Raw genomic sequence first — 12,895 nt, forward strand, 5'->3', positions numbered from 1 at the left:
TGTCCGAAGAAATGTGTATTTTTCATCTGCTGTATTTATTGGTTGTGGTAAACTGAAAATACAGAAAAGGGGAAGCTTCTCAAACGAAGCTTCCCCTAAATTTTAAACCGTTTCTCGGACAGTAGTGATTAAAAAGATGAAATCTAGAAAATATATAGAGTTTTTAATAGGCTCAGTTCAGTAGAGCATCCCGATATTAATCGGGAGGGTCCTGGGTTCGAGCCCCAGAGGGATCACAAGAAAGCAGTCCAATTGGGCTGCTTTTCTTATTTTAAGGCAATCTGTTTTTTTAAGCATGGCCACACATTCTCTTTTCCGACAAGCTAAATAAATCAGTCAGTTGTTTTGTATACACTATACTAACTCTTCGCTCTCTCTGGTTTTTCCTATTAGGATCGTTAGTTTTTCCGGCATAAACCTGCTCCACTTATAATAGGCAGACCCCTGATTTCTGCTTCCAGCTTGCCCATCTAGTTCCCTCTCACTAAGGTTTAATTCATCTTAAAGATCTGTTTTTAAATTATTCCGTTTTACTATCTTGCTCCCCAGCTACTCATTACAAGTCATTTAGAAGTTTATATTGACAAAACAAATTATTCAAATCATTATGAAAAATAACCCTGGGCAATTGATGGCTTTTCTGCAATCCAAAGGGGGTTGTGTATGGGAGGCTGATGTAGATATGCAGCAATTAAACTTCATCAGTGATCAAGGGATGCATATTTTGGGTTTTTCGAAGGAAAAGTGGATTGAGATCCCAGGTTTTTGGGAGAGTCGAATACATCCCGATGATATTGGGGTGGTGTCGCAATACCGTGATTTGTATAGCAGTCATGGAAGAATTTATTCTTTTGAATATCGGATGGTTAGTGTGGATGGTGATATTAAATGGATTAAGGATTCAGTCGCGCTGATTCATGAAAGTGGTTTTCAGCCTATTCTTTGTGGTGTTATGACTGAGACTACAGATTTCAGAAGGCTAATAGAGATGGAGAAGCTGGAAAAAAATGTTTTTCGGCTTGATATAAACAATTCTCTTAATGAGCTTCTTCTAAGTTATCTAACAGGATTGGAAGAATTGTTTCCCCGGATGCAATGTTCCATTATGAAAGTCAAAAATGGACATTTGTATGATGGTATTGCTCCATCTCTTCCCGCTGCCTATATGGCGGCTATTGAGAATCAGCAGATTGGTGAGAATGCGGGGTCATGTGGCACTGCGGCAGTTTTAAAACAACAGATCATTGTAACTGATATTTCCACTGATCCTAAGTGGGTAGATTACCGAGAGTTCACCCTTATTCATGGCTTAAGAGCTTGTTGGTCAAATCCTGTAATCAGTACCGAAGGAGAGGTGATGGCTACACTGGCAATGTATTATAGGGAGCCTAAAGCACCAACTGAAGATGAACTTCAGGTTATGGAACGGGTAACAGCATTGTTACAGATTGTCCTAGAAAACAGGCAAAAAACAGAGATTATCAGTGATACGAATTTGCTCATGGTTCAGAGCCAGGATCTGGCACATTTTGGTAATTGGAACTGGGATATCGGACACAACATTGTCACCTGGTCGCCAGCCCTATATAAAATCTACGGGTTGAACTCCAGTGAATTCAAAGCGACCTTTGAGGGATACCTTGAATTGCTGCATCCGGATGATCGGACAAGGGTAAGAGAGATAATTCAAAATGTGTTAAGTACCGGAAATGATACCGAGTTTGAAGAAAGGATAGTCCGGCCCAATGGTGAGGTGCGTTATTTGCGGTCTTGGGCCAAGATAAAATCGGATCAAAATGGGGAAGTCCTTGGGATGATTGGAGCATGCCTGGACAATACGGAGAAAGTCAGGAGTATGATATCCATTGAACAGCAGAACAAGCAATTTAGGGATATAGCTTGGTTGCAGTCTCACGTAATCCGAGCTCCTTTAGCGCGGATCATGGGGCTTATCAATCTGATCAAAAATACACCACCCGAAGAATTATCACAAAGTGAATTGCTGGACTACTTATCGACCTCCGCGCACGAATTAGATGATCAGATCAGGATCATTTCTCAAAAAACCGAGGTAAAAGACAGGGATGATATATAAAATATACTAATGCCGAAGGTTCATGCAGAATGTCAATAGTGGATACAAAAAATAAAATGCCAGCAATTTTAAATTCCTAAATACAATACCACGTAAGGATTCTTAATGCAAAGTCTGGTTTAAACAAAAAGAGTCCCGCAATTTGCCGGACTCTTTTTAGTTTTAATAGGTGAGAGATTAAAGTTTCTTAATCATTACATTTTTGAAGTACACTAAATCTCCATGATCTTGAAGTGTGATACTTCCTTTTTTGAACGTGCCGAAATTAGGCATGTCTTTGAATTTGCTATCAGCGATCAAAGCTGCCCACTCAGGAGTCCAAAGCGTAGTGCTCACCACTGTAGTTCCATTTAGGATAAGATCAAGTTGCCCGTTATTAGCGATGATCTCAGCTGAGTTCCATTCTCCAAAAGGCTTCACAGTCTCTTCACTGCTTACGATTAGATCATATAGATCTCCAGCTCTATGGCTGATGATTTTAGCGTCAGGATGACCTTCGTTGTCTAATACCTGCATTTCCAAGCCTGTATAGTAAGAGCGCTCATATTCTGGACCTTCGTGAGTATAGAAAATAATCCCACTGTTTCCGTTTTGAGAGATTTTCCAGTCATACTTCAAATGGAAGTTTTCGTACTCTTCATTGGTAGTGATATCGCCGCCGTCTCCGTCTTTCCAATTGTCTTTGTTAGTGGCATCAAGATAAGCTTCCCCATTCTCGATTTTCCAAGCGTTGCCTACTTCTCCTCCGCCGTATTTATGCCAGTTTGAGAAATCATTATTTGCAAATAGATCAACCCATTCTTCAGCAGGTGATTCAGATACAGTCACTTCTTCTACCTCAGATTCGACAGTTTTTTCACCAGAACAAGAAGCGAGTATTCCCGCTAATGCTGCAACGATGATATAGTTTTTTTTCATCTTATTTTTTCAAAAGAAGAACGTATGCTACCATGTCTTTTGCGTCCTCTAAGCTCAAAGCTGCGTGTGGAGGCATTGGAATTTCTCCCCATACACCAACGCCGCCAGCGATTACTTTCTCAGCAAGCATAGTGATATTCGCATCAGTAGTTTCATACTTTGCTGCAACGTCAGCATAAGATGGGCCTACAATCTTTCTTTCTACCATGTGACAGGAAGTACAATCAGAAGCCTTCAATTTTGCAAGACCTTTGATGTAGATAGGATCATCTTGGTATTTTTCTTCCAAGCTCATTTCTACTTCAGGAGCAGCTGGTGTGACAACTGTTTCAGTTTCTGTGGTTTCAGTAGTTTTTTCTCCGCCGCCGCAGGCAAATGCCAATCCTGCCATTGCTGCAATCGCAAAGTTTATTGGTTTTGTGATTTTCATAGGTGTTATAAATTGTTTAAGTAATTAGATTCCTAAGATTCGTTTGTTGAATTCCTCGTCTGCACCTCTTCCGGCGAAGTCATCAAATGCTTTTTCGGTTACATTGATGATGTGTGATGCAATAAATGGTGCGCCTTCTGCTGCTCCTTGTTCAGGATGCTTTATTGCACATTCCCACTCTAACACTGCCCAGCCGTCATAATCGTACTGCGAAAGTTTGCTAAAAATTCCGCTAAAATCAACTTGTCCATCACCCAAAGATCTGAATCGGCCTGCTCTCTCTACCCATCCTTGGTAGCCACCATAGACACCTTGCTTTCCTGTTGGGTTGAATTCAGCGTCTTTTACGTGAAACATTTTGATCCTTTCATGATAAAAATCAATGAACTGCAGGTAATCTAAGCACTGCAACACGAAGTGACTTGGGTCATAAAGGATATTCGCACGCTTGTGGTTATTGACTTTATCTAGAAACATTTCAAATGTCACTCCATCATGCAAATCTTCCCCTGGGTGAAGCTCATAACACACGTCTACACCGTAATTGTCAAATTCGTCAAGGATAGGAGTCCATCTTTTGGCTAATTCAGTGAAACCTGTTTCTACCAACCCAGCTGGTCTCTGTGGCCAAGGATATACAGTATGCCACATCAGCGCTCCCGAGAATGTAGCATGTGCAGTCAATCCCATATTATGGGAAGCTTTTGCCGCATATTTCAATTGCTGCACTGCCCAATCTGTTTTACCCTGAAGATTTCCTTTTAGGTTATCTGGTGCAAATCCGTCAAATAATTCATTGTATGCAGGATGCACCGCCACCAGTTGTCCTTGAAGGTGTGTGGAAAGTTCAGTGATTTGTAAACCTGCTTCTTCTACCGTGCCCTTGATCTCATCTGCGTAAGTTTTGCTTTCTGCAGCTTTTTGCAAATCAATCATTCGAGCATCCCAAGAAGGAATCTGCACTCCTGCATAGCCAAGATCAGCCATGTAGTTGCAAATGTTCTTCAGGTTATTGAAGGGGGCTGTGTCGTCAATAAATTGGGCGAGAAATATCGCCGGTCCTTTAATTGTCTTCATTTTAATTAGGTTAATTTATTAGGTTCAAGAATTTATTTTTCTACTTCGAATGGAGTCCATTTGATGTCGGACTCATTACTTTTTAATACATGGTCTATGAAAGCCATTCCTCGGATTCCATCTTCTATGCCAGGATAGTCTTCCCATTCTGGTTTGGGTGTTTCGCCAGCTCGATCTGCATATATACATCTTGCAAAATTTCTATACAAGTTCGCAAATGCTTCCACATATCCTTCAGGATGTCCAGCTGGAGTTCTAGTGTTTTCATTTGCCAGGGAACCTAAATATACTGAACCGGCTCTGAATATCTGATCTGGAGCCTCCGGCCAGCGAGCGATAAGCGTGTTGTTTAATTCTTGCTGCCATTCCAATCCTCCTTTTTCTCCATAAACCCGGATCCTCAGGTTGTTTTCGGCTCCAGTGTCCGTCTGCGAAGCAGTAAGCACTCCGGAAGCGCCATTCCCAAATCTCATCAAGACCACTCCATCGTCATCTATCCGTCTTCCGTCAATCTTTATATAGAGATCTGCACAGATAGCAACTACTTTTTCTCCAGAAACATACTCAGCCAAATGGAAGGCATGCGTACCAATATCTCCCATACATCCCGCCAAGCCGTTCCTCTTGGGGTCAGTTCTCCATTCTGCTTGCTTGTTGTTTTCTGATTCTAGCAACTTCCAAAGCCAGCCCTGAGGATACTCTACATAGACTTTTCTCACTTTTCCGATTTGGCCTTCAGCGATCATCTGCTTGGCTTGTTTGATCATCGGATAGCCAGAGTAAGTGTGGGTCAACAGAAATCTCTTTTCGGAAGCTTTTACGACATGATAAAGCTCTTTTGCCTCAGCGTAATTCAGCGTAAGAGGTTTGTCCAGTGCTACATGGAAACCAACGTTGAGTGCTTTTACTGTTGGGTCAAAATGCAAATTATTTGGAGTCACGATCACGACTACGTCCATTCGCTGAGATTCTGGAAGTTCCATCTCTTTGGCAAACATTTCATCGTAATTGTCATAGACTCGAGTGGGATCGAGCATGAGCTCTTTGCCGCGTAGTTTTGATTTTTCAGGATTTGAACTGAATGCGCCAGCGACTAGCTCAAACATCCCGTCCATCAATGCGCCATTTAGATGGATGGCTCCTATAAAAGACCCTGGACCGCCACCGATAAGTCCGATTTTTAGTTTTTGTGTTGCTGACATAGGTTAAAAGACTGTTTACTCAGATATTAATAGTCGAAATAATTGAATCCGAGCGGAAAATCCTTCGCTCATTGAATGAATAAGAAGAATAATTGATCAACAGCAACATCAAGGTATGAATGGCTAGGTCTATTCTAATTAGAATCCCTTACTTGGTATTCAATTGAACAGCCTAAAATACTTCAATTTGGCTAAACTTTAAACTTTGGCAACCTCTTAAAACCGAACACTGCCTTAATCTGATTTTAAACCTATGAATATCAATACCAAGCTCCGACTTTCCTTCATGATGTTTTTAGAGTTTTTTATTTGGAGCTCTTGGTTTGTGACCTTAGGTACTTTTTTGGGTTCTAATCTTATGGCCAATGGACAAGAGGTTGCCTTGGCATTTTCCACCCAATCATTTGGGGCAATCATTGCTCCTTTTGTCGTGGGATTAATAGCTGATCGCTATTTTCATGCTCAACGAATCTTGGGCTTTATTCATCTTCTAGGAGCGGGATTGATGTACTTATTATACACCGCGACTGATTTTGCAGGATTTTTTCCGATTCTCTTAGGCTACATGATTCTCTTTATGCCTACGCTGGCTTTGGTGAATTCTGTTTCTTTCAATCAAATGACAAATCCTGCTAAGGAGTTTTCTGTCATTCGTGTTTGGGGTACCATTGGTTGGATCACTGCTGGAGTTTTAATAAGTTACTTCGCTTGGGATAGTCAAGAGGGTATCAAAGAGGGTTTATTGGAAAACACCTGGATTTTGGCAGGAGTAAGTTCGTTGGTTTTGGGACTTTATAGTTTTACCCTTCCGGCTACACCTCCGCCAGCCAAATCGTCTGAGAAGATCAAGGTGTCAGAAATTCTTGGTCTGGATGCATTATCCCTTCTTAAGCATAAGAATTTTGCAATTTTCTTTGTCTCTTCTATTTTGATCTGTATTCCTCTGGCTTTTTACTACCAAAATGCAAGCCCTTTTCTGACTGAAATCGGATTGGAAAATTCCACTGGTAAAATGGCCTTAGGACAGGTTTCAGAAGTGGTTTTTATGCTTGCCCTGCCAGTTTTCTTTTCCAGATTTGGGATCAAAAAGACCTTAATTGTAGCCATGATAGCCTGGGCAGTTCGATATGTTTTCTTTGCTTTTGGAGATGCGAATGAAGGAGTATGGATGCTGCTGGTAGGTATAGCTCTTCATGGGATATGCTATGACTTTTTCTTTGTGAGTGGTCAGATCTACACAGATGCACATGCTGGCGCAAAATATAAATCTTCTGCACAGGGTTTAATTACCTTGGCTACTTATGGCGTAGGGATGCTAATAGGCTTCTGGGCGGCAGGATTAATCTCAGATTATTACACAAATGAAGCTGGAGCACATCTTTGGAAATCAATTTGGTTGATTCCTTCTGGTATTTCCGTTTTGGTTTTGCTATTTTTCATTTCTCTTTTCAAAAGAGAACAAATAAATTCACCTCAATAACCCCCTCATGACCAAACCTATTGACACTGGAAGAAGAAACTCTTTCAAAAAAGTTTTACTTGGCGGTGCTGCATTTAGCACCTTATCTTCCTTTAATTTGAAGGAAGAGAAACCTTACGAATTGAAAGGAAATATCAATCATGGCGTGTGCCACTGGTGTTTTCGTGATTATAGCCTTGATGATTTCTGTGTAGAAGCAAAAAAAATCGGCATCAAAGGCATTGACCTGATCGGCCCAAGCAATTGGCATATTCTGAAAAAGCATGGGCTAGATTCGTCCATGTGTAATGGAGCAGAAATCAGCCTTACAGAAGGTTTTGGTGAAGTCAAATACCATGAGCAGTTAATTAAGAATTATACTGAGATGATCCCAAAAGTAGCAGAAGCAGGATATAAAAACCTGATATGTTTCTCTGGAAACAGAAGAGGAATGGATGATGAGACTGGTTTGAAAAACTGTGTGATCGGTCTTGAAAAAATCATTCCTATAGCTGAAAAGCATGGTGTCATCATCCAGATGGAGCTTCTTAATAGTAGAATAAATCACAAGGATTATTTATGTGATATGTCTGCTTTTGGCATTGAGTTGTGTAAGCGAGTGGGAAGTGAGAATTTCAAATTGCTTTACGATATCTATCATATGCAGATCGACGAGGGAGATCTAATCAGAAGCGTGCAGGACAATCATCAATACTTTGGACATTATCACACTGCAGGCAATCCAGGAAGAAATGAGTTGGATGATACACAGGAGATTTATTACCCGGCCTTGATGAAAGCGATTGTCGCTACTGGGTACAAAGGTTATGTTTCACATGAATTCCTACCAAAGTCTGACGATAAAATGGCTGCATTGGCTCAGGGAGTTCAGATCTGTGATGTCTAACTAATTCAAAAACTTAAAAACCATATCTATGGCAAATGAATCATATGACGCAATTGTAGTTGGGTCAGGAATAAGCGGCGGTTGGGCTGCAAAAGAACTAACAGAGAAAGGCCTCAAAGTATTGATGCTAGAAAGAGGACCTGATGTGAAGCACATAGTAGATTACAAGTCAGCGACTTTGCCTCCATGGGAAATTCCTCATAGAGGAAGAGATACTCAGAAGTTGATAGAAGAGCATCCTAATTTAAAGAGGGATTATGTGCTTGATGAGCGTAACCTAGATTGGTGGGCACATGAGGACGAGTCTCCGTATGTTGAAGAGAAGCCATTTACATGGTTTAGAGGGTATCAGGTTGGTGGACGTTCTTTGCTTTGGGGAAGACAGTCTTACCGTTGGTCTGATATAGACTTCGAAGGAAACACAAAAGAGGGTGTGGCTGTAGATTGGCCAATCCGCTACAAGGATATTGCTCCTTGGTATTCTTATGTAGAGAAATTTATTGGGGTTTCGGGTTCCAAAGATGGCTTGGATGTACTTCCGGATGGCGAATTTATGCCTCCTATGCCAATGAACTGTGTGGAGGAAGATGGTGCCGCTAAAATCAAAGAGCATTATAAAGGTGCAAGAACCTGGACAATCGGTCGTCCTGCGAATATCACTGAGCCACTTCCGGGAAGACCTGGTTGTCAGTACAGAAGCAAATGTTCATTGGGTTGTCCATTCGGTGGATATTTCAGTACTCAAGCTTCTACTTTGCCGGCAGCTGAAGCTACAGGTAATTTGACTTTGAGACCTTGGTCTATTGTGAGAAGGTTGATTTATGATAAAGACACCAAAAAGGCTACTGGCGTAGAAGTAGTGGATGGGCAAACCAATGAAACGATTGAGTACAATGCGAAAATCGTATTCCTTTGCGCTTCAGCATTCAACTCTACCGCTATTCTGATGCGAACTGCTACAGATGTATGGCCGGGTGGATTAGGAAGTAGTTCAGGAGAGCTTGGACACAATGTGATGGATCACCATTTCCGTTTGGGAGCAAGAGGCTCTATGGAGGGTTATGAAGACAAATATTACTTTGGTCGAAGACCTACTGGACTTTATATCCCAAGATTCCGAAATGTACACGGAGATAAGAGAGATTACCTACGTGGCTTTGGATATCAAGGCGGAGCCAGTCGTAGTGGCTGGACTCGTGATGTAGCTGAATTGAATTTTGGAGCTCCGATGAAAGATGCACTTACACAGCCAGGACCATGGTCTATGGGGATTACTGCATTTGGCGAGATTCTACCATATCATGAAAATACGATCAAGTTCAGCGATACAGTGAAGGATAAGTGGGGAATGGAAGCACTGGTAATGAACGCTGAGATTAAAGACAATGAAATCAAGATGCGTAAGGATATGATGTCAGATGCAGCAGAGATGCTGGAAGTGGCAGGGTTTAAAAATATTCAGGAATACGATGCAGGATACACCTTCGGACAGGGTATACACGAAATGGGAACAGCAAGAATGGGTCGCGATCCAAAGACATCTGTTTTGAATGGTAATAACCAAGTTTGGGAAGCGAAAAACGTATTCGTAACTGATGGCGCATGTATGACATCTGCATCGGCGGTGAACCCATCACTTACTTACATGGCGTTGACGGCAAGAGCGGCAGCTTTTGCAGTAGATGAATTGAATAAGCAAAATCTCTAATCGTAAAAGACAAGACTATGACTATGAATAGAAGAGACGCTTTGAAAAGCGTCATGGTAATGATGGGAGGGACGATGATCGGCGCTACGGCGATCATGACAGGTTGTACTCCTGAAAACCAAATTGAAGGATTAGATTTTGATCCGGATGATATAGCTTTCTTAGACGAATTGGGAGACACGATCATTCCAGAAACAGACACGCCTGGTGCCAAAGCAGTAGGGATTGGGTCATTTATGGTAATGATGGTGAAAGATACCTATGACGGAGATAGCCAGAAGGAGTTTGTTGATGGCTTGAATAAATTGAGAAAAGACTTCAAGTCTGCTAATGGGAAAGATTTTGTAGGTGCACCTGCAGAAGAGAGACTGGCTTATTTGAATAAGATGAATGAGGAGTTTAAAGCAAGTGGAAAAGACAGAAGTCCTAAGGTGATCAATATGCTAAGAGACTTAACTGTTTTGGGCTACTTCTCTTCTGAAATTGGAGCTACTCAAGCGTTGAATTATGTGGAGACTCCCGGTAGATTTGATCCTTGTATTCCTTACAATAAAGGCGACAAAGAATACGCGATTTAATAATAACCAACCTATAAAAACAGCCTGCCCCTCATAGGGGCAGGCTTACCTATTTATGAACAATCAAAGAAGAAAATTTCTCCAGGTAGGAAGTATGCTTGGACTTGGAGCAGCATTGTTTCCTTATGAACTAGCTGCCCGATCTCTTGATAGAGCTAAGCTTTCCAAATTTGGACTCCAGCTTTACTCCGTAAAAGAGGAAATGGCAAAAGATGCAGCTGGCACAATGCGCAAGCTGGCCGGATTTGGGTACAAACAGTTTGAAGGGTTTGATGGAGGAAAAGGAATCCTTTGGGGAATGCAGCCAGCAGAATGCAAGAGTTTATTGAGTGACATCGGAGTTGATTTCATTTCATCTCATGCAAATGTGTTTAAAGATCTAGACGCACAGGCAGAGCAAGCTGCGGCAGTGGGTATGAAATACTTAATCTGTCCTTACATCGGAGCTCAGAAATCTGTGGATGAATGGAAAAAAGTAGCGGATAGATTTAATGCTGCTGGAGAAACATTGAAGTCACACGGAGTAAAGTTTGCATACCATAATCACGATTACACCTTCAAAATGCTGGAGGGCCAATTACCTCAGGATATATTGATGGAAAATACGGATGCTGATTTAGTGGATTTTGAATTGGATATGTATTGGGCATTTGTGGCTGGATACGACCCACTGGAATATGTCGCCAGATTCCCAGGTAGATTCAAGCTTTGCCATGTGAAGGATGCTGAAGCTGCTGGAGCGAATGCGCATGACCGTGGCGTCTTATTGGGATCAGGTGAAATGGCTTATGCTGATATCATCAAGAAGTCCAAGAAATACGGAATGAAGTATTTCGTGGTAGAGCAAGAGCGATTTGTAGGAACCAATCCAATGGAAGCCGCTGAAAAAAATGCAGCTTACCTAGCTAAATTAAAGGTCTGATTTAAGAATAAGATTTCTTATTTCTGAATAGTATAAAGTATAATGCAAGTGCTAGAATAATCAACAAGGCCACTTCAAATTGAGACCAGATCTGGGAGCGATTGATGATGATGTTGGCTTTGTTGATTAATTTTTCTCCTTCTTCCAACTGTATTTTGCTCAAGTTGTCAAGGTCTTTCTGAGCAATACTGATTTTTTGATCATAGAGCATGACTTGGCTATTATTAATGCCTGAGGAGTCAGAGTAAAGCAATCCATAGTTTTTTATCTGAAGGTCATTTTCTATGATTGCTCTGAAATCTGATAAAAATTCAGCCTCTTGATCTGTAAGGTTTGTTTTTTCAAAATCACTTACAATTCCAGCGATATTTTTTTCATGTTCGGCGATTTCTTCAATCACTCTAGAATAATCGTAGTTGATATTACAGTGATCGACTAGCTTTTGAATCCTAAATAAATTCTCTGAAATCCTGAATATATAGCCCTCTACCACCAAACGGTCATTGTACACTTCTGTGAAAGTGCTGCTTATGTTTTTGAAAGCTTGACGTTCCGTCAGGTTCTTGCCATAAAATAGAAGTAGTAATAGACCTATAATTACAAGTGCAGTTATTTTCTTTCGTCTCGCATTGTTATCATTCATGGAAGTAATATTAGGGTCTATGTATTTTTATCATTTTAATAATATCTTTTCTACTTCCCAAGAAAATCTCAAACTAAACATGGAAGTTCATTGCGAAATGCAATGTCAGCAGGGAAATGTTATCTGTTTCTAATTTTGATTGGGCTTTTTGTCATAAACCCTAATGTAATCTACCTCCATACGCTGAGGCCAAATATCAGTGGCCACGCCTTGTAGGCCACCCCATCCTCCTCCTACAGCAATGTTTAGAATCAAATGAAATGGTTGATCAAATGGCCATTCCTTGTAGTCAGCTCCTGTGTTTTCAAAAGTGAAATAGATGTTTCCATCAATCAAAAAATCAATTTTTTCTGCAGTCCAGTCAATTGCATAAGTATGGAATGCTGTATTGAAATCAGAAACTTGTTGAAACCCTCCTTTTTGTGTTCCGATGTTGTGATTGAAGGCTTCGGTGTGGACTGTCCCATGTACTTTTCCAGGGTCATATCCCACGTGTTCCATGATGTCTATTTCCCCGTTTTTTGGCCAACCGCCATGGCGGTTTTCCTCTGCAAGCATCCAGATGGCTGGCCAGGTTCCTCGACCTTGAGGTAATTTCGCTTTGACTTCTATGTAGCCATATTGCCAAGCTGCTTTTTCCCTTGTGAGTAATCGTGCTGAAGTATAGCCTTTGGGATGTGATATATCAGCATGTGCTTCAATGATCAGTCTGCCATTTTCAATTCGGGCATTTTTTAGGTCATTTTGTGAATAATATTCCAATTCATCATTGCCCCAGCCATGATCTCCTACATCGTATGTCCATTTTTCTGGATCAGGTAAGCCATCAATTGAGAACTCGTCAGACCATACTAATCGGGCTTCCTGAGCTTTTGAGCATGGATTTAGGCAAAAGATGAGTAAAGAAAGGGCAAGGATTGTCTTCATTTTGGGCGTGTCTTGGTATATGCTTTGCA

General features: G+C 41.1%; 12 protein-coding genes. 6 read left to right on the forward strand and 6 right to left on the reverse strand.

Annotation, left to right across the window (positions count from 1 at the left end):
- Positions 1-607 precede the first annotated feature (607 nt).
- Positions 608-2,095 (forward strand): PAS domain-containing protein, encoded by a 1,488-nt coding sequence (locus ESV85_RS08695; protein ID WP_146916672.1) that lies wholly within the window; start codon positions 608-610, stop codon positions 2,093-2,095.
- Between the two features lie 177 nt (positions 2,096-2,272).
- Here ESV85_RS08695 and ESV85_RS08700 read toward each other — a convergent pair whose 3' ends face one another.
- The 4 genes from ESV85_RS08700 to ESV85_RS08715 are packed head-to-tail and all read right to left on the reverse strand — an operon-like array spanning position 2,273 to position 5,722.
- Complete coding sequence (locus ESV85_RS08700; protein WP_146916674.1) at positions 2,273-3,013, reverse strand: DUF1080 domain-containing protein; 741 nt, start codon at positions 3,011-3,013, stop codon at positions 2,273-2,275.
- A 1-nt stretch (position 3,014) separates the two neighbouring features.
- Positions 3,015-3,443: a c-type cytochrome gene (locus ESV85_RS08705; RefSeq protein ID WP_146916676.1), complete on the reverse strand. Its 429-nt coding sequence runs from the start codon at positions 3,441-3,443 to the stop codon at positions 3,015-3,017.
- 24 nt (positions 3,444-3,467) lie between these two features.
- The gene (locus ESV85_RS08710; protein WP_146916678.1) at positions 3,468-4,520 is read right to left on the reverse strand and encodes a sugar phosphate isomerase/epimerase family protein; all 1,053 of its coding nucleotides are present in this window, start codon (positions 4,518-4,520) and stop codon (positions 3,468-3,470) included.
- Between the two features lie 32 nt (positions 4,521-4,552).
- A complete protein-coding gene (locus ESV85_RS08715; RefSeq protein ID WP_146916680.1) occupies positions 4,553-5,722 on the reverse strand; it encodes a Gfo/Idh/MocA family protein in 1,170 nt (389 codons plus the stop codon).
- A gap of 253 nt (positions 5,723-5,975) precedes the next feature.
- Between ESV85_RS08715 and ESV85_RS08720 the strand changes: the two genes are divergently transcribed.
- The 5 genes from ESV85_RS08720 to ESV85_RS08740 are packed head-to-tail and all read left to right on the forward strand — an operon-like array spanning position 5,976 to position 11,296.
- On the forward strand, positions 5,976-7,202 hold the full coding sequence (locus ESV85_RS08720; protein WP_146916682.1) for a nucleoside permease: 1,227 nt from the start codon (positions 5,976-5,978) through the stop codon (positions 7,200-7,202).
- A gap of 7 nt (positions 7,203-7,209) precedes the next feature.
- A complete protein-coding gene (locus ESV85_RS08725) occupies positions 7,210-8,088 on the forward strand; it encodes a hydroxypyruvate isomerase family protein (protein ID WP_146916684.1) in 879 nt (292 codons plus the stop codon).
- Between the two features lie 28 nt (positions 8,089-8,116).
- Complete coding sequence (locus tag ESV85_RS08730; protein WP_146916686.1) at positions 8,117-9,796, forward strand: GMC oxidoreductase; 1,680 nt, start codon at positions 8,117-8,119, stop codon at positions 9,794-9,796.
- Between the two features lie 17 nt (positions 9,797-9,813).
- On the forward strand, positions 9,814-10,374 hold the full coding sequence (locus ESV85_RS08735) for a gluconate 2-dehydrogenase subunit 3 family protein (protein WP_146916688.1): 561 nt from the start codon (positions 9,814-9,816) through the stop codon (positions 10,372-10,374).
- 55 nt (positions 10,375-10,429) lie between these two features.
- The gene (locus ESV85_RS08740; RefSeq protein WP_146916689.1) at positions 10,430-11,296 is read left to right on the forward strand and encodes a sugar phosphate isomerase/epimerase family protein; all 867 of its coding nucleotides are present in this window, start codon (positions 10,430-10,432) and stop codon (positions 11,294-11,296) included.
- 1 nt (position 11,297) lies between these two features.
- On the opposite strand, the gene ESV85_RS08745 is transcribed toward ESV85_RS08740, so the two are convergent.
- Positions 11,298-11,939, reverse strand: coding sequence for an MCP four helix bundle domain-containing protein (locus tag ESV85_RS08745; RefSeq protein ID WP_146916691.1), 642 nt, complete (start codon positions 11,937-11,939; stop codon positions 11,298-11,300).
- A 129-nt stretch (positions 11,940-12,068) separates the two neighbouring features.
- Complete coding sequence (locus tag ESV85_RS08750) at positions 12,069-12,866, reverse strand: family 16 glycosylhydrolase (RefSeq protein ID WP_146916693.1); 798 nt, start codon at positions 12,864-12,866, stop codon at positions 12,069-12,071.
- Between the last annotated feature and the right edge of the window lie 29 nt (positions 12,867-12,895).

This window comes from Algoriphagus aquimarinus, from assembly GCF_007997215.1.
Taxonomy (GTDB): Bacteria; Bacteroidota; Bacteroidia; order Cytophagales; family Cyclobacteriaceae; genus Algoriphagus; species Algoriphagus aquimarinus_A.